The sequence below is a fragment of the Streptomyces sp. NPDC058157 genome, from assembly GCF_042884105.1.
Taxonomy (GTDB): Bacteria; Actinomycetota; Actinomycetes; order Streptomycetales; family Streptomycetaceae; genus Streptomyces.
Genome location: NZ_JBHVUQ010000160.1, coordinates 1 through 17,295 on the forward strand (window position 1 = coordinate 1; position 17,295 = coordinate 17,295).

General features: G+C 71.9%; 15 protein-coding genes. 14 read left to right on the forward strand and 1 reads right to left on the reverse strand.

What is annotated here, in order from left to right; genetic code table 11:
* Window positions 1-62: 62 nt before the first annotated feature.
* Complete coding sequence (bldD, locus tag ACFVXK_RS29425; RefSeq protein ID WP_007263032.1) at window positions 63-563, reverse strand: transcriptional regulator BldD; 501 nt, start codon at window positions 561-563, stop codon at window positions 63-65.
* Between the two features lie 229 nt (window positions 564-792).
* Here bldD and pyrR point away from each other — a divergent pair, with 229 nt between their 5' ends.
* From pyrR to ACFVXK_RS29495, 14 genes are all read left to right on the forward strand, one after another.
* Window positions 793-1,380: a bifunctional pyr operon transcriptional regulator/uracil phosphoribosyltransferase PyrR gene (gene pyrR / locus ACFVXK_RS29430; protein WP_389617267.1), complete on the forward strand. Its 588-nt coding sequence runs from the start codon at window positions 793-795 to the stop codon at window positions 1,378-1,380.
* Between the two features lie 109 nt (window positions 1,381-1,489).
* Window positions 1,490-2,470 (forward strand): aspartate carbamoyltransferase catalytic subunit, encoded by a 981-nt coding sequence (locus ACFVXK_RS29435; protein ID WP_389617270.1) that lies wholly within the window; start codon window positions 1,490-1,492, stop codon window positions 2,468-2,470.
* A 2-nt stretch (window positions 2,471-2,472) separates the two neighbouring features.
* A complete protein-coding gene (locus ACFVXK_RS29440; RefSeq protein ID WP_389617277.1) occupies window positions 2,473-3,765 on the forward strand; it encodes a dihydroorotase in 1,293 nt (430 codons plus the stop codon).
* A complete protein-coding gene (locus tag ACFVXK_RS29445) occupies window positions 3,762-4,343 on the forward strand; it encodes a hypothetical protein (RefSeq protein ID WP_389617280.1) in 582 nt (193 codons plus the stop codon). Before ACFVXK_RS29440 ends, ACFVXK_RS29445 begins: the two co-directional genes overlap by 4 nt.
* The gene (gene carA / locus ACFVXK_RS29450) at window positions 4,340-5,482 is read left to right on the forward strand and encodes a glutamine-hydrolyzing carbamoyl-phosphate synthase small subunit (RefSeq protein ID WP_389617283.1); all 1,143 of its coding nucleotides are present in this window, start codon (window positions 4,340-4,342) and stop codon (window positions 5,480-5,482) included. The genes ACFVXK_RS29445 and carA overlap by 4 nt, the downstream gene beginning before the upstream one ends.
* Window positions 5,475-8,783 carry a carbamoyl-phosphate synthase large subunit gene (gene carB, locus ACFVXK_RS29455; protein ID WP_389617286.1) on the forward strand — a complete coding sequence of 1,103 codons (3,309 nt, stop codon included), beginning with the start codon at window positions 5,475-5,477 and terminating at the stop codon, window positions 8,781-8,783. The genes carA and carB overlap by 8 nt, the downstream gene beginning before the upstream one ends.
* Before the next feature lie 87 nt (window positions 8,784-8,870).
* On the forward strand, window positions 8,871-9,980 hold the full coding sequence (locus tag ACFVXK_RS29460) for a quinone-dependent dihydroorotate dehydrogenase (RefSeq protein ID WP_389617289.1): 1,110 nt from the start codon (window positions 8,871-8,873) through the stop codon (window positions 9,978-9,980).
* On the forward strand, window positions 9,977-10,828 hold the full coding sequence (gene pyrF / locus ACFVXK_RS29465) for an orotidine-5'-phosphate decarboxylase (RefSeq protein ID WP_389617292.1): 852 nt from the start codon (window positions 9,977-9,979) through the stop codon (window positions 10,826-10,828). The genes ACFVXK_RS29460 and pyrF overlap by 4 nt, the downstream gene beginning before the upstream one ends.
* 293 nt (window positions 10,829-11,121) lie before the next feature.
* Window positions 11,122-11,445 carry an integration host factor gene (locus ACFVXK_RS29470; RefSeq protein WP_030234009.1) on the forward strand — a complete coding sequence of 108 codons (324 nt, stop codon included), beginning with the start codon at window positions 11,122-11,124 and terminating at the stop codon, window positions 11,443-11,445.
* Window positions 11,446-11,506: 61 nt separating this feature from the next.
* Window positions 11,507-12,070, forward strand: coding sequence for a guanylate kinase (gene gmk, locus ACFVXK_RS29475; protein WP_389617297.1), 564 nt, complete (start codon window positions 11,507-11,509; stop codon window positions 12,068-12,070).
* A gap of 28 nt (window positions 12,071-12,098) precedes the next feature.
* Entirely contained in the window at window positions 12,099-12,371 is a 273-nt protein-coding gene (gene rpoZ, locus ACFVXK_RS29480) for a DNA-directed RNA polymerase subunit omega (protein ID WP_004948662.1), read from the forward strand.
* Window positions 12,372-12,462: 91 nt separating this feature from the next.
* Window positions 12,463-13,689, forward strand: a complete 1,227-nt coding sequence (coaBC, locus tag ACFVXK_RS29485) for a bifunctional phosphopantothenoylcysteine decarboxylase/phosphopantothenate--cysteine ligase CoaBC (RefSeq protein WP_389617301.1) — start codon at window positions 12,463-12,465, stop codon at window positions 13,687-13,689.
* A 194-nt stretch (window positions 13,690-13,883) separates the two neighbouring features.
* A complete protein-coding gene (gene metK / locus ACFVXK_RS29490; RefSeq protein WP_365157118.1) occupies window positions 13,884-15,092 on the forward strand; it encodes a methionine adenosyltransferase in 1,209 nt (402 codons plus the stop codon).
* A 239-nt stretch (window positions 15,093-15,331) separates the two neighbouring features.
* The coding region (locus ACFVXK_RS29495; RefSeq protein ID WP_389617306.1) for a primosomal protein N' at window positions 15,332-17,295 on the forward strand (1,964 nt) is incomplete at its 3' end.

A 17,295-nucleotide genomic window follows, 5' to 3' on the forward strand; every position in this document is an offset into this window, starting at 1 on the left:
CGGGGGGGTCCCGGCACCCGCCGGTACGTTTCTGCTGGTGTGGCCGTTGCCGGCCCGGGGGACTAGATGTCCTCGTGGGCCACGGCGCGGCGCGCGTCGGCGTCCAGGACGCCCCAGCTGATCAGCTGCTCGGTCAGGACCGAGGGGGACTGGTCGTAGATGACGGCCAGGGTGCGCAGGTCGTCCTGGCGGATCGACAGCACCTTGCCGTTGTAGTCGCCGCGCTGGCTCTGGATGGTCGCGGCGTAACGCTGGAGCGGGCCGGCCTTCTCGGCGGGCACGCCCGCCAGGCGCTCCAGGTCGAGGCGCAGCTTCGGCGGCGGCTCGGCGGCCCCGCCGGGGGTCGTGCCCGGGAGCAGCTCCTGGACCGGAACCCCGTAGAAGTCCGCCAGCTCGGCGAGGCGCTGGACGGTGACGGCGCGGTCCCCGCGCTCGTAGGAACCGACCACCACGGCCTTCCAACGGCCCTGGGACTTCTCCTCGACACCGTGGAGGGAGAGGCCCTGCTGGGTGCGGATGGCACGGAGCTTGGCCCCGAGCTGTTTGGCGTATTCGCTGGACATAACGCTCCCGGACGCTGTGACGTGCGGCTCCGCCGCGCGGCTGGTAACTCACTGTGAGGTTACGCAGCGTTACGTGGATGCGTCAAGCCGAATGGTCATCGACGCCCTCGTACGAGGGGGAGCGGGCGGGCCCGGTGCGCAGGTGTCCGCCGGGCCCTGGTACCGTGGACGGCGTACATCAGACGTCCTTTAAGGTCCGTCCCGTGAGGCGGAGAAGGAGGTCCTCTTCATGGACAGCCAGGTTTCCCCGGTCTCTCCCGATGAAGCGATGCGCCCCGTGCTGGAGGCACAGGACATCGCCCGGGTACTGACCCGTATCGCCCACGAGATCGTCGAACGCGCCAAGGGCGCCGACGACGTGGTGCTCCTCGGCATCCCCACCCGCGGTGTGTTCCTCGCCCGCCGGCTGGCCGCCAAGCTCGAGGAGATCACCGGGACGAAGATCCCGGTCGGCTCCCTCGACATCACCATGTACCGCGACGACCTGCGGATGAAGCCCGCCCGCGCCATCGGCCGCACCGAGATCCCCGGTGACGACATCGACGGCCGCCTCGTGGTCCTCATCGACGACGTCCTCTTCTCGGGCCGCACCATCCGCGCCGCCCTCGACGCGCTCGGCGACCTCGGCCGCCCCCGCGCCGTCCAGCTCGCGGTCCTCGTCGACCGCGGCCACCGTGAACTTCCGATCCGCGCCGACTACGTGGGCAAGAACCTGCCCACGTCGCTGCGGGAGACCGTCCGGGTCCAGCTCCAGGAGGAGGACGGCCGCGACGCCGTGCTGCTCGGCCAGCGGACCGTCCAGGCAGCCGCGCAGTAGCCCACCGCGGGTACGGGGCCCCGGGCCGGGGTCCGTGCCCGGGCCTGCCCTGCCCGCACCACCGTCAGCCCTGTCTGCCTGCCCTCCTCCCGACTTACGGAGCACCCAGATGAAGCGCCACCTCATCTCGGCCGCCGACCTCACGCGCGACGACGCCGTCCTCATCCTCGACACCGCCGAGGAGATGGCGCGCGTCGCCGACCGGCCGATAAAGAAGCTGCCCACCCTGCGCGGCCGCACGATCTGCAACCTGTTCTTCGAGGACTCGACCCGTACCCGGATCTCCTTCGAAGCCGCCGAGAAGCGCCTCTCCGCCGACGTCATCAACTTCGCCGCGAAGGGCTCCAGCGTCTCCAAGGGCGAGTCCCTCAAGGACACCGCCCAGACCCTGGAGGCCATGGGCGTCGACGCGGTCGTCATCCGCCACCACGCCTCCGGCGCCCCCTACCGGCTCGCCAACTCCGGCTGGATCGACGCCCCGGTGATCAACGCCGGCGACGGCACCCACCAGCACCCCACCCAGGCCCTGCTCGACGCCTTCACCATGCGCCGCCGCCTGGTCGGCCGCGACGCCGGTCTCGGCAAGGGCCTCGACGGCCGCCGGATCACCCTCGTCGGCGACGTCCTGCACAGCCGCGTGGCCCGCTCCAACGTGGACCTGCTGCACACCCTCGGCGCCGAGGTCACCCTGGTGGCCCCGCCCACCCTGGTGCCGGTCGGCGTCGAGAACTGGCCCTGCGAGGTCTCCTACGGCCTGGACGAGGTGCTCCCCAAGTCCGACGCGGTCATGATGCTGCGCGTCCAGCGCGAGCGGATGAACGCCGCCTTCTTCCCGACCGAGCGCGAGTACTCCCGCCGCTACGGCCTGGACGCCGCCCGCATGGCCAAGATGCCCGAGCACGCCATCGTGATGCACCCCGGCCCGATGGTCCGCGGCATGGAGATCACCGCCGAGGTCGCCGACTCCGACCGCTGCACGGTCGTCGAGCAGGTCGCCAACGGCGTCTCGATCCGCATGGCCGTCCTGTACCTGCTGCTCGGAGGCTCCGAGCCCGCCGTCACCACCGCCCGCACCGAGGAGAACAAGTAACCATGAGCAAGATCCTTATCCGCGGTGCGCAGGTCCTCGGCGGCGAGGCGCAGGACGTCCTGATCGACGGCGAGACCATCGCCGAGGTCGGCACCGGCCTGTCCGCCGAAGGCGTCGACACCGTCATCGAGGCGGCCGGCCAGGTCCTCCTCCCGGGCCTCGTCGACCTCCACACCCACCTGCGCGAGCCGGGCCGCGAGGACTCCGAGACCGTCCTCACCGGCACCCGCGCCGCCGCCTCCGGCGGTTACACCGCCGTCTTCGCGATGGCCAACACCTTCCCGGTCGCCGACACCGCCGGCGTGGTCGAGCAGGTCTGGCGCCTGGGCAAGGAGTCCGGCTACTGCGACGTGCAGCCCATCGGCGCCGTCACCGTCGGCCTGGAGGGCAAGAAGCTCTCCGAGCTGGGCGCCATGCACGAGTCCGCCGCCCGCGTCACCGTCTTCTCCGACGACGGCAAGTGCGTGGACGACGCCGTGATCATGCGCCGCGCCCTGGAGTACGTGAAGGCCTTCGGCGGCGTCGTCGCCCAGCACGCCCAGGAGCCCCGCCTCACCGAGGGCGCCCAGATGAACGAGGGCACCGTCTCCGCGGAGCTGGGCCTGGGCGGCTGGCCGGCCGTCGCCGAGGAGTCGATCATCGCCCGCGACGTCCTCCTCGCCGAGCACGTCGGCTCCCGCGTGCACATCTGCCACCTCTCCACCGCCGGCTCCGTCGAGATCGTCCGCTGGGCCAAGTCCCGCGGCATCGACGTCACCGCCGAGGTCACCCCGCACCACCTGCTCCTCACCGACGAGCTGGTGCGCTCGTACAACCCGGTCTACAAGGTCAACCCGCCGCTGCGCACCGAGCGCGACGTGACGGCCCTGCGCGAGGCGCTCGCCGACGGCACGATCGACATCGTCGCCACCGACCACGCCCCGCACCCGCACGAGGACAAGGACTGCGAGTGGGCCGCCGCCGCCATGGGCATGGTGGGCCTGGAGACCGCGCTCTCCGTCGTCCAGCAGACGATGGTGGAGACCGGGATGCTGGACTGGGCCGGCGTCGCCGAGCGCATGTCCTTCGCCCCCGCCCGCATCGGCGGCCTGTCCCACCAGCACGGCCGGCCCGTCTCGGCAGGTGAACCCGCGAACCTGACCTTGGTCGATACCTCGTACCGTGGTCCCGTGGACCCCGCACACTTCGCCTCCCGCAGCCGCAACACGCCTTACGAGGGCCGTGAGCTGCCGGGGCGCGTCACCCACACCTTCCTGCGGGGCCGCGCAACGGTCGTGGACGGGAAACTCGCGTGACACCTGCAGTGATCCAACTGGCCGCCGAGGCCGCCGAGCGACAGTCGGCGGAGGTGACGGACTGGGGCGCCCGCATCGCATGGGTGGTCGGTCTGCTCGTCTTCATCGCCTTCGTCTACTGGCTGATGCGGCAGGGCTGGAAATGGCGCGGCGCCCTGCAGAACGACCTGCCGGAACTGCCCGCCGCACCCGGCGGCCTCCCCGAGCACCGGCTGGCCCTGACCGGCCGGTACCACGGGTCCACCACCGCCGGGCAGTGGCTCGACCGGATCGTCGCCCACGGTCTGGGAGTGCGCAGCCGCGTGGAGCTCACCCTCACCGACGTGGGGCTCGACGTGGTCCGTCCGGGTGCCACCGACTTCTTCGTACCGGCCCCGCAGCTGCGCGGCGCCCGCCTCGACAAGGGAATCGCGGGCAAGGTACTCACCGAGGGCGGTCTGCTCGTCGTCACCTGGGCGCACGGGGACAAGCTGATCGACTCCGGATTCCGCTCCGACCGCGCGGCCGAGCACGCCGCCTGGGTCGAGGCGATCAACTCCATGAACACATCCATCACGACGGAAGGCGCCGAACGATGACGACCTCCACCAGGGGAGCAGCCAAAGCTCCCGCCGTACTCGTCCTGGAGGACGGCCGTATCTTCCGCGGCCGCGCCTACGGCGCAGTGGGGGAGACCTTCGGCGAGGCCGTGTTCTCCACCGGCATGACCGGCTACCAGGAGACCCTCACCGACCCGTCGTACCACCGGCAGGTCGTCGTGATGACCGCCCCCCACGTGGGCAACACCGGTGTCAACGACGAGGACCCCGAGTCCTCCCGCATCTGGGTCTCCGGCTACGTCGTGCGCGACCCCGCGCGCATCCCGTCCAACTGGCGCTCGCAGCGCTCGCTGGACGAGGAGCTCGTCAAGCAGGGCGTCGTCGGCATCAGCGGCGTCGACACCCGCGCCCTGACCCGCCACCTGCGCGAGAGCGGCGCCATGCGCGTCGGCATCTTCTCGGGCGAGGCGATCGCCGACGACGCGGCGCTGCTCGCGAAGGTGAAGGCGCAGCCGCAGATGAAGGGCGCGAACCTCTCCGCCGAGGTCGCCACCAAGGAGGCGTACGTCGTCCCCGCGATCGGCGAGAAGCGCTTCACCGTCGCCGCCGTCGACCTCGGCATCAAGGGCATGACCCCGCACCGGATGGCCGAGCGCGGCATCGAGGTGCACGTGCTGCCCGCCACCGCCACCGTCGAGGACGTGTACGCGGTCGAGCCGGATGGCGTCTTCTTCTCCAACGGCCCGGGCGACCCGGCCACCGCCGACGGCCCCGTCGCCGTCATGCGGGGCGTCCTGGAGCGCAAGACCCCCCTCTTCGGCATCTGCTTCGGCAACCAGATCCTGGGCCGCGCGCTCGGCTTCGGCACCTACAAGCTGAAGTACGGCCACCGCGGCATCAACCAGCCGGTCCAGGACCGCACCACCGGCAAGGTCGAGGTCACCGCGCACAACCACGGCTTCGCCGTCGACGCGCCCCTCGACAAGGTGTCCGAGACCCCCTTCGGCCGCGCCGAGGTCTCCCACGTCTGCCTGAACGACAACGTCGTCGAAGGCCTCCAGCTGCTCGACCAGCCGGCCTTCAGCGTCCAGTACCACCCCGAAGCGGCTGCCGGCCCGCACGACGCCGCGTACCTCTTCGACCGCTTCGTCAGCCTTATGGAGGCCGAGCGTGCCTAAGCGCACCGATATCCAGTCCGTCCTGGTCATCGGCTCCGGCCCGATCGTCATCGGCCAGGCCGCCGAGTTCGACTACTCCGGCACCCAGGCCTGCCGCATCCTCAAGGCCGAGGGCCTGCGGGTCATCCTGGTGAACTCCAACCCCGCGACGATCATGACCGACCCGGAGATCGCCGACGCCACGTACGTCGAGCCGATCACCCCCGAGTTCGTCGAGAAGATCATCGCCAAGGAGCGCCCCGACGCGCTCCTGCCCACCCTGGGCGGCCAGACGGCCCTCAACACGGCCATCTCCATGCACGAGCAGGGCGTGCTGGAGAAGTACGGCGTCGAGCTCATCGGCGCCAACGTCGAGGCCATCAACAAGGGCGAGGACCGCGACCTCTTCAAGGGCGTCGTCGAGGCCGTGAAGGCCAAGATCGGCCACGGCGAGTCCGCCCGCTCGGTCATCTGCCACTCGATGGACGACGTCATCAAGGGTGTCGACACCCTCGGCGGCTACCCCGTCGTCGTGCGCCCCTCCTTCACCATGGGCGGCGCCGGCTCCGGCTTCGCCCACGACGAGGACGAGCTGCGCCGCATCGCCGGCCAGGGCCTGACGCTCTCCCCGACCACCGAGGTGCTCCTGGAGGAGTCCATCCTCGGCTGGAAGGAGTACGAGCTGGAGCTGATGCGCGACACCAAGGACAACGTGGTCGTCGTCTGCTCCATCGAGAACTTCGACCCGATGGGCGTCCACACCGGCGACTCCATCACCGTCGCCCCGGCGATGACCCTCACCGACCGCGAGTACCAGCGGCTGCGCGACATCGGCATCGCGATCATCCGCGAGGTCGGCGTCGACACCGGCGGCTGCAACATCCAGTTCGCGATCGACCCGGTCGACGGCCGCGTCATCGTCATCGAGATGAACCCGCGCGTCTCCCGCTCCTCCGCGCTCGCGTCGAAGGCCACCGGCTTCCCGATCGCCAAGATCGCCGCCAAGCTGGCCATCGGCTACACGCTGGACGAGGTCCCCAACGACATCACCGAGAAGACGCCGGCCTCCTTCGAGCCGACCCTCGACTACGTCGTCGTCAAGGCCCCGCGCTTCGCCTTCGAGAAGTTCCCGGCCGCCGACGCCACCCTCACCACCACCATGAAGTCGGTGGGCGAGGCCATGGCCATCGGCCGCAACTTCACCGAGGCCCTCCAGAAGGCCCTGCGCTCCCTGGAGAAGAAGGGCTCGCAGTTCACCTTCGTCGGCGAGCCCGGTGACAAGGACGAACTGCTGCGCGTCGCGGTCCGCCCGACCGACGGCCGCATCAACACCGTCATGCAGGCCATCCGCGCCGGCGCCACGCAGGAGGAGGTGTTCGAGGCCACGAAGATCGACCCGTGGTTCGTCGACCAGCTCTTCCTGATCAAGGAGATCGCCGACGAGCTCGCCTCCGTCGAGAAGCTGGAGCCCGAGCTCCTCGCCGAGGCCAAGCGCCACGGCTTCTCCGACGCCCAGATCGCCGAGATCCGCGGCCTGCGCGAGGACGTCGTCCGCGAGGTCCGCCACGCCCTCGGCGTGCGCCCGGTCTACAAGACGGTCGACACCTGCGCCGCCGAGTTCGCCGCGAAGACCCCGTACTTCTACTCGTCCTACGACGAGGAGTCCGAGGTCGCCCCGCGCACCAAGCCCGCGGTGATCATCCTGGGCTCCGGCCCGAACCGCATCGGCCAGGGCATCGAGTTCGACTACTCCTGCGTCCACGCCTCCTTCGCCCTCAGCGACGCCGGCTACGAGACCGTGATGGTCAACTGCAACCCCGAGACCGTCTCGACGGACTACGACACCTCCGACCGCCTGTACTTCGAGCCGCTGACGCTCGAAGACGTGCTGGAGATCGTCCACGCCGAGTCGCTGGCCGGCCCCATCGCCGGCGTCGTCGTCCAGCTCGGCGGCCAGACCCCGCTCGGTCTCGCCCAGGCCCTCAAGGACAACGGCGTCCCGGTCGTCGGCACCTCGCCGGAGGCCATCCACGCCGCCGAGGACCGCGGCGCCTTCGGCCGCGTCCTGGCCGAGGCCGGCCTGCCCGCCCCCAAGCACGGCACCGCCACCACCTTCGCGGGCGCGAAGGCGATCGCCGACGAGATCGGCTACCCGGTCCTCGTCCGCCCGTCCTACGTGCTCGGCGGCCGCGGCATGGAGATCGTCTACGACGAGACCCGCCTGGAGTCGTACATCGCGGAGTCGACCGAGATCTCCCCGACCCGCCCCGTGCTGGTCGACCGGTTCCTCGACGACGCCATCGAGATCGACGTGGACGCCCTCTACGACGGCGAGGAGCTCTACCTCGGCGGCGTCATGGAGCACATCGAGGAAGCCGGCATCCACTCCGGCGACTCGGCCTGCGCCCTGCCCCCGATCACCCTCGGCGGCTACGACATCAAGCGCCTGCGCGCCTCCACCGAGGCCATCGCCAAGGGCGTCGGCGTCCGCGGCCTGATCAACATCCAGTTCGCGATGGCGGGCGACATCCTCTACGTCCTGGAGGCCAACCCGCGCGCCTCCCGGACCGTGCCCTTCACCTCGAAGGCCACCGCCGTCCCGCTCGCGAAGGCCGCCGCCCGCATCGGTCTCGGCGCCACCATCGCCGAGCTGCGCGCCGAGGGCATGCTCCCCAAGGAGGGCGACGGCGGCACCCTGCCGCTGGACGCGCCGATCTCCGTCAAGGAGGCCGTCATGCCGTGGTCGCGCTTCCGCGACATCCACGGCCGCGGCGTCGACACCGTCCTCGGCCCGGAGATGCGCTCCACCGGCGAGGTCATGGGCATCGACTCGGTCTTCGGCACCGCGTACGCCAAGTCGCAGGCCGGCGCCTACGGCCCGCTCCCCACCAAGGGCCGCGCCTTCATCTCGGTCGCCAACCGCGACAAGCGCTCGATGGTCTTCCCGGCCCGCGAGCTGGTCGCCCACGGCTTCGAGCTGCTGGCCACCTCCGGCACCGCCGAGGTCCTCAAGCGCAACGGCATCAACGCCACCGTCGTGCGCAAGCTCAGCGAGGGCGAGGGCCCGAACGGCGAGAAGACCGTCGTCCAGCTCATCCACGACGGCCAGGTCGACCTGATCGTCAACACCCCGTACGGCACCGGCGGCCGCCTCGACGGCTACGAGATCCGCACGGCGGCCGTGGCGCGCGGCGTCCCGTGCCTGACGACGGTCCAGGCGCTCGCCGCCGCCGTCCAGGGCATCGACGCGCTCGGCCGCGGCGAGGTCGGAGTGCGCTCCCTCCAGGAGCACGCGGAGCACCTGAACGCCTCCCGCGACTAGCAGCCCGTAAGCGAGAGGGGGACACCGGACGCGCGATCCGCGCCGGGTGTCCCCCTCTTCGTGAGCGCAGAAGGGACTTTTCGGACTATGTACAAGCTGTTCTTCAACCTGGTCTTCAAGCGGATGGACCCCGAGCAGGCCCACTACACGGCCTTCCGGTGGATCCGCCTCGCCGCCCGCACCCCCGTGCTGCGCACCTTCGTCGCGGCCGCCCTGGCCCCCCGCTACGAGGGCCTGCGCACCGAGGCCCTGGGCCTGCGCATGCACGGCCCCTTCGGGCTCGCCGCCGGCTTCGACAAGAACGCCGTCGCCATCGACGGCATGACCATGCTCGGCTTCGACCACGTCGAGATCGGCACGGTCACCGGCCAGGCGCAGCCCGGCAACCCCAAGAAGCGGCTGTTCCGCCTGGTCCCCGACCGCGCGCTGATCAACCGCATGGGCTTCAACAACGAGGGCTCCGAGGCCGTCGCGGCCCGCCTGGCCGCCCGCAACCCGGTCTTCAAGACCGTGGTCGGCGTCAACATCGGCAAGACCAAGGTGGTCCCGGAGGCCGAGGCCGCCGCCGACTACGTCGTCTCCACCGAGCGCCTCGCCCGCCACGCCGACTACCTGGTCGTCAACGTCTCCTCGCCCAACACCCCGGGCCTGCGCAACCTCCAGGCCACCGAGTCCCTGCGCCCGCTGCTCACGGCCGTGCGCGAGGCCGCCGACCGCTCGGTCGCCGGCCGCCGCGTCCCGCTGCTGGTCAAGATCGCCCCGGACCTCGCCGACGAGGACGTGGACGCGGTCGCCGACCTGGCCCTGGAGCTCGGCCTGGACGGCATCATCGCCACCAACACCACCATCGCCCGCGAGGGCCTGGGCCTGAAGTCCGACCCGGCCCTGGTCAAGGAGACCGGCGGACTGTCCGGCGCCCCCGTCAAGGAGCGCTCCCTGGAGGTCCTGCGCCGCCTGTACGCCCGTGTGGGCGACCGGATCACCCTGGTGGGCGTCGGGGGCATCGAGAACGCCGAGGACGCCTGGCAGCGCATCCTGGCGGGCGCCACCCTGGTCCAGGGCTACAGCGCCTTCATCTACGAGGGCCCGTTCTACGCCCGCGCCATCCACAAGGGCCTCGCCGCACGCCTGGCCGCCAGCCCGTACGCGACCCTGGCCGAGGCCGTGGGCGCCGAGACCCGAAAGGCCGCCCAGTGACCTCCCAGACCCCCGTGACCCCCTTCGGCGCCCGCCTGCGCGCCGCGATGGACGCGCGCGGCCCGCTGTGCGTCGGCATCGACCCGCACGCCGCCCTGCTGGACTCCTGGGGCCTGGCGGACGACATCGCGGGCCTGGAGCGGTTCTCCCGCACCGTCGTGGAGGCGCTCGCCGACTCGGTGGCGGTCTTCAAGCCGCAGGCCGCCTTCTTCGAGCGCTTCGGCTCGCGCGGCGTGGCGGTGCTGGAGCGGACCGTGGCGGACGCCCGGGCGGCCGGGACCCTGGTGGTCATGGACGCCAAGCGCGGCGACATCGGCTCCACGATGGCCGCGTACGCCTCCGCGTTCCTGGACCCGTCCTCCCCGCTGTTCTCGGACGCGCTGACCGTCTCCCCGTACCTGGGCTACGGCTCGCTGAAGCCGGCCGTGGACCTGGCGCGCGCCTCCGGTGCGGGCCTGTTCGTGCTGGCGCTGACCTCCAACCCGGAGGGTGCGGAGGTCCAGCGGGCGGTGCGCGAGGACGGCCGTTCCATCGGGGCGACCATGCTGGCGCACCTGGCGGCGGAGAACGCCGGGGCGGAGCCCATGGGCTCCTTCGGCGCGGTGGTCGGCGCCACCCTGGGCGACCTGTCCTCCTTCGACCTGGACATCAACGGTCCGCTCCTGGCCCCCGGCATCGGTGCCCAGGGCGCGACCGCGGCCGACCTCCCGGCGGTCTTCGGCGCGGCCGTGGGCAACGTGGTCCCGAACGTCTCTCGAGGCGTCCTCAAGCACGGGCCGGACACCGCCGCCCTGAGGGCCTCCGCGAAGCGGTTCGCGGACGAGATCCGCGAGGCCGTGGCGGTCTGATCGGACGGGTCGCGGACCGGCGCGGAGCGCCCACCGGGCACGGGCTGACGAAAATCGAACGTCTTTCCCCGGACAAAACCGGGGTGTTTTGCCCGTGATGTACGGTTCAGTGGAGGCTGACCAGGACTTTTCGTCCGTTCTCGCTGACTGGAGCGGCCTTGGCCGCTAGTCTCCGACCAGAGTGAACGCGCAGCGATCGAGTTCCACCGCTGTTCGGGAGCTCGCCCGGCGTGGTGCCCGAGGGCTCCCCGCCGGTCCGTATCCGACAGTTCGACATCCGAGGTGACGTAGGCGTGGCTCTTCCGCCCCTTACCCCTGAACAGCGCGCAGCAGCGCTCGAAAAGGCCGCCGCGGCTCGCCGGGAGCGGGCCGAGGTGAAGAATCGACTCAAGCACTCCGGCGCCTCCCTCCACGACGTCATCAAGACGGGCCAGGAGAACGACGTCATCGGCAAGATGAAGGTCTCCGCCCTTCTCGAGTCGCTGCCCGGCGTGGGCAAGGTCCGCGCCAAGCAGATCATGGAGCGCCTCGGCATCTCCGAGTCCCGGCGTGTCCGAGGTCTCGGCTCCAACCAGATCGCCTCTCTGGAGCGTGAGTTCGGCGGTAGCGGCGCCTGAGGCGTCGCCCGAAGTTCTCCCGGCGTTCTCAGGCAGTCCCGAGAACCTGGATAATCGCTCTATGGCAGCAGAGGTTCGTCCGCGGCTGACCGTGCTCTCCGGCCCCTCGGGGGTCGGCAAGAGCACGGTCGTCGCGCATATGCGCAAGGTCCACCCCGAGGTCTGGCTCTCGGTGTCGGCCACCACCCGCAAGCCGCGGCCCGGTGAGCGACACGGAGTCCAGTACTTCTTCGTCAACGACGACGAGTTCGACAAGCTGATCGCCAACGGCGAGCTGCTGGAGTGGGCCGAGTTCGCGGGCAACCGCTACGGCACACCGCGCGGCGCGGTACTGGAACGGCTCGACAACGGCGAACCGGTCCTCCTGGAGATCGACCTCCAGGGCGCCCGGCTCGTCCGCGAGTCGATGCCGGAGGCCCAGTTGGTCTTCCTGGCCCCGCCGAGCTGGGACGAGCTGGTCCGCCGGCTCACCGGCCGGGGCACCGAGACCGCCGAGGTCATCGCGCGCCGGCTCGACACCGCCAAGGTCGAACTCGCTGCCGAGTCCGAGTTCGACACCACCCTGGTCAACACCTCCGTCGAGGACGTAGCACGTGAGCTGCTAGCCTTGATGGAAGTTGTCTGATCTTTTATCCATCTTCGGAAGGTAGAGCGTGTCCTCTTCCATCACCGCGCCCGAGGGCATCATCAACCCGCCGATCGACGAGCTGCTCGAGGCCACGGACTCGAAGTACAGCCTCGTGATCTACGCGGCCAAGCGTGCGCGTCAGATCAACGCGTACTACTCGCAGCTCGGTGAGGGCCTGCTGGAGTACGTCGGCCCGCTGGTGGACACCCACGTCCACGAGAAGCCGCTCTCGATCGCCCTGCGCGAGATCAACGCGGGTCTGCTGACCTCCGAGGCCATCGAGGCCCCGGCCCAGTAGGCCACGACGTCGCACACCACAGGCCCGGCAGCACCGCTGCCGGGCCTGTGGTGTGTCATAGGTACGTACACAACCGATCACGGGAGAAGCAGTGGACAAGCCGAAGGTCGTGCTGGGAGTCAGCGGTGGCATCGCCGCCTACAAGGCGTGCGAGCTGCTGCGCCGGCTGACCGAGTCCGGGCACGAGGTGCGGGTGGTGCCCACGGCCGCCTCCCTGCACTTCGTCGGCGAGGCCACCTGGGCCGCGCTCTCCGGGAACCCGGCCTCCACCGAGGTGTGGGAGAGCGTGGACGAGGTGCCCCACGTGCGGATCGGCCAGAGCGCCGACCTCGTGGTCGTCGCCCCGGCCACCGCCGACATGCTCGCCAAGGCCGCCCACGGCCTGGCCGACGACCTCCTCACGAACACCCTGCTCACCGCCCGCTGCCCGGTGGTCTTCGCCCCCGCGATGCACACCGAGATGTGGGAGCACCCCGCCACGCAGGAGAACGTCGCCACCCTGCGCCGCCGCGGCGCGGTCGTCATCGAGCCCGCCGTCGGACGCCTGACCGGCAAGGACACCGGCAAGGGCCGGCTGCCCGACCCGGAGGAGATCTTCGAGGTCTGCCGGGCCGTCCTCGCCCGCGGCACCGCCGCCCCCGACCTGGCCGGACGGCACGTGGTGATCAGCGCCGGCGGTACCCGCGAGCCCCTGGACCCGGTCCGCTTCCTCGGCAACCGCTCCTCCGGCAAGCAGGGCTACGCGCTGGCCCGCACCGCCGTGGCGCGCGGCGCCCGGGTCACCCTGGTGGCCGCCAACACCGCGCTGGCCGACCCCGCCGGGGCCGACGTCGTCCGGGTGGGCACGGCCCTCCAGCTGCGCGAGGCGGTCCTCGCGGCGGCCTCCGACGCCGACGCCGTGGTGATGGCGGCGGCCGTGGCCGACTTCCGCCCCGCCGCGTACGCCGACGGCAAGATCAAGAAGCAGGAGGGCCGCGACCCCGATCCGGTGGCGCTCGTGCGCAACCCCGACGTGCTCGCCGAGATCTCCGCCGAGCGGGCCCTGAAGGGTCAGGTCGTGGTCGGATTCGCCGCCGAGACGGACGACGTCCTCGACAACGGCCGCGCCAAGCTCCGCCGCAAGGGCTGCGACCTCCTCGTCGTCAACGAGGTCGGAGAGAGCAAGACCTTCGGATCCGAGGAGAACGAAGCCGTCATCCTGGCCTCCGATGGTGGTGAGCTGCAGGTCCCCTATGGTCCTAAGGAAGTCCTGGCGGACGTCATTTGGGACCAGGTCGCGCCGCGCCTCGCACCCCCGAGCGAGCTCCGACGCGCCTGAGCGTTTCCCTTCTCGCCGGGAAATCCGTGGGTCAGAATGGAGTGCCGCAGGTCACACGGCTCCCATAAGGCGAGACGGGTGGTCCGGCGAACGGTGGCGACCGATAAACTGCATCTGGAACGTGATCGGGCGCAGCCCCCGGTATCGTTCCGCCAAATGATCAGCCAGCAGCCGCTGCAACCCCAGGGAGCATTGTGTCCCGTCGTCTGTTCACCTCGGAGTCCGTGACCGAGGGTCACCCCGACAAGATCGCTGACCAGATCAGCGACACGATCCTCGACGCCCTCCTCACCGAGGACCCGACCTCGCGCGTGGCCGTGGAGACCCTCATCACCACCGGCCTGGTGCACATCGCGGGCGAGGTGACGACGAAGGCGTACGCCCCGATCGCCCAGCTCGTCCGCGACAAGATCCTCGAGATCGGCTACGACTCCTCGAAGAAGGGCTTCGACGGCGCCTCCTGCGGCGTCTCGGTGTCCATCGGCGCCCAGTCCCCGGACATCGCGCAGGGCGTCGACACCGCCTACGAGAAGCGCGTCGAGGGCGACGAGGACGAGCTCGACAAGCAGGGCGCCGGCGACCAGGGCCTGATGTTCGGCTACGCCTGCGACGAGACCCCCGAGCTGATGCCGCTGCCGATCCACATCGCGCACCGGCTCTCCCGCCGCCTGTCCGAGGTCCGCAAGAACGGGACCATCCCGTACCTGCGCCCCGACGGCAAGACCCAGGTCACCATCGAGTACGACGGTGACAAGGCCGTGCGCCTGGACACGGTCGTCGTCTCCACGCAGCACGCGGCGGACATCGACCTGGACTCGCTGCTCGCGCCCGACATCCGCGAGTTCGTCGTCGAGCACGTGCTCGCGCAGCTCGTCGAGGACGGCATCAAGCTCGACACCGAGGGCTACCGGCTGCTGGTCAACCCGACCGGCCGCTTCGAGATCGGCGGCCCGATGGGCGACGCCGGCCTGACCGGCCGCAAGATCATCATCGACACCTACGGCGGCATGGCCCGCCACGGCGGCGGCGCCTTCTCCGGCAAGGACCCGTCGAAGGTCGACCGCTCGGCCGCGTACGCGATGCGCTGGGTCGCCAAGAACGTCGTCGCCGCCGGCCTCGCGGCCCGCTGCGAGGTCCAGGTCGCGTACGCGATCGGCAAGGCAGAGCCCGTCGGCCTGTTCGTCGAGACCTTCGGCACCGCCAAGGTCGACGTCCAGAAGATCGAGGACGCGATCGGCGAGGTCTTCGACCTGCGTCCGGCCGCGATCATCCGCGACCTCGACCTGCTGCGCCCGATCTACGCCCAGACCGCCGCGTACGGCCACTTCGGCCGCGAGCTCCCCGACTTCACCTGGGAGCGCACCGACCGCGTCGACGCCCTGCGCGCCGCCGCCGGTCTGTAATCGCCCGCAACCGGCACCCGCTCCACCCGATACCGCCCCGGACCCGCAGGTCCGGGGCGGTATCGCGTTGCGGCCCGGACACGTCCCGCATAGGCTGCGGGCGCCCTCCCGGTGCGAGGGGTGACGGCTTCATCTGGAGCCGGGTGCGAGCCCGGCGTTGAAGGACCGCGGTACCGCCGCCGCCCGCCGGGACCTCGGGAGGGCTCCGACTGTCGGTGGGCCCTGGTAAGAATGCTGCTGTGAGCAGCGAGAATGCACCCGACGCAGACGGCCCCGGCGGCCCGCAGCAGCTCGCGCTCATCCGGGAGATGGTCGCCGAGGCGAAGGCCAAGGCGCCCAAGGCCAAGCCGCGGACCTGGCGCGGGGCCGCCCTCGCCGAGGAGCTGCCGGTGGCCCGCGTCCTCGTCAACAAGGGCGTCCTCCACCTCGACCGCCTCTTCGACTACGCCGTCCCCGCCGAGCTCTCCGAGACCGCCCGCCCCGGCGTCCGCGTCCGGGTCCGCTTCGGCGCCGGCGCCCACCGGGTGCACGGGGGCCGCCGCGAGGGCGGCGGGCTCATCGACGGGTTCATCGTCGAGCGGCGCGCCGAGTCCGACTACGAGGGGGCGCTGGCCGCCCTCGCCCAGGTCGTCTCGCCCGAGGTGGTCCTCGGCCCCCGCATGCTGGCCCTCACCCGCGCGGTCGCCGACCGGTACGCGGGCAGCCTGGCCGACGTCCTCCAGCTGGCGCTCCCCAAGCGCAACGCCCGCGCCGAGGCCAAACCCTCCCCGGCCCCGCTGCCCCCGCCCCCCGCGCCCGAGCCCGGCGGCTGGAGCCGCTACGGCGCCGGGCCCGCCTTCCTGCGGGCCCTGGCCGGCGGCGGCACCCCGCGCGCGGTGTGGACCGCCCTGCCCGGCCCCGGCTGGGCCGACGAGCTGGCCCGTGCCATGGCGGCCACCCTCGCCTCCGGCCGCGGCGCCCTGGCCGTCGTCCCCGACGGGCGCACGGCCTCCCGGGTCGACGCCGCCCTGACCGCCCTGCTGGGCGAGGGCCGGCACGCCCTGCTGACCGCCGACTCCGGGCCGGAGAAGCGCTACCAGGAGTGGCTCGCGGTCAACCGGGGCTCGGTGCGGGCCGTGGTCGGCACCCGGGCGGCGATGTTCGCCCCCGTACGGGACCTCGGGCTGGTCGCGGTCTGGGACGACGGCGACTCCAGCCACGGCGACGACCACGCCCCCTTCCCGCACGTCCGCGAGGTCCTGGAGCTGCGCGCGGTCACCGACGGCTGCGCCTTCCTCGCCGGGAGCACCAGCTGCACGGTCGAGGCCGCCCAGCTGGTCGAGTCCGGCTGGGCCCGGCCGCTGACCGCCGACCGGGAGACGGTGCGCGCCGCCGCCCCCCGGATCCGTACCGTCGGCGACGAGCTGCTGGCCCGCGACGGGGCCGCCCGCGCGGCCCGGCTGCCGAGCCTGGCCTGGGAGACCGTGCGGGAGGGCCTGGGGAGCGGGCCCGTGCTGGTCCAGGTGCCGCGGCGCGGGTACGTGCCCCGGCTGGCGTGCGAGCGCTGCCGCACCCCGGCCCGCTGCACCGTGTGCGCCGGGCCGCTGGAGGCCCCCGACGAGCGGGACCTGCACTGCGGCTGGTGCGGGCGGGGCGAGCCGGCGTGGCACTGCGAGGAGTGCGGGTCGTTCCGGCTGCGGGCCCAGGTGGTGGGCGCGCGGCGGACCGCGGAGGAGCTGGGCCGGGCCTTTCCGGCGGTGCCGGTGCGGACCTCGGGGCGCGACCACGTGCTGGACGAGGTGCCGGACCGCCCGGCGCTCGTGGTCTCCACCCCCGGCGCCGAACCGGTCGCGGCGGGCGCCGGGTACGCGGCGGCGCTGCTGCTCGACGGCTGGGCGATGCTGACCCGGCCCGACCTGCGGGCGGGGGAGGAGGCGCTGCGGCGCTGGATCGCCGCCGCCTCGCTGGTCCGGGCGGACGGGCAGGTCGTGGTGGTGGCCGAGCCGACGCTGCGGCCGGTCCAGGCGCTGGTGCGGTGGGATCCCGTGGGGCACGCGGTGCGGGAGCTCGCGGAGCGGGCGCAGCTGGGGTTCCCGCCGGTGTCTCGGATGGCGGCGGTGGCGGGGCGCGGGGAGGCGGTGGAGGCCTTCCTGGAGGCCGCTGCCCTGCCGGCGGACGCCGAGGTGCTGGGTCCCGTCCCGCTGCCCGGGCGGCGGGGGGAGGC

Coding starts and splice junctions, on each gene's coding strand:
- bldD (WP_007263032.1), bottom strand. CDS start 563: ATGTCCAGCGAATACGCCAAACAGCTCGGGGCCAAGCTCCGTGCCATC.
- pyrR (WP_389617267.1), top strand. CDS start 793: ATGGACAGCCAGGTTTCCCCGGTCTCTCCCGATGAAGCGATGCGCCCC.
- ACFVXK_RS29435 (WP_389617270.1), top strand. CDS start 1,490: ATGAAGCGCCACCTCATCTCGGCCGCCGACCTCACGCGCGACGACGCC.
- ACFVXK_RS29440 (WP_389617277.1), top strand. CDS start 2,473: ATGAGCAAGATCCTTATCCGCGGTGCGCAGGTCCTCGGCGGCGAGGCG.
- carA (WP_389617283.1), top strand. CDS start 4,340: ATGACGACCTCCACCAGGGGAGCAGCCAAAGCTCCCGCCGTACTCGTC.
- ACFVXK_RS29460 (WP_389617289.1), top strand. CDS start 8,871: ATGTACAAGCTGTTCTTCAACCTGGTCTTCAAGCGGATGGACCCCGAG.
- gmk (WP_389617297.1), top strand. CDS start 11,507: ATGGCAGCAGAGGTTCGTCCGCGGCTGACCGTGCTCTCCGGCCCCTCG.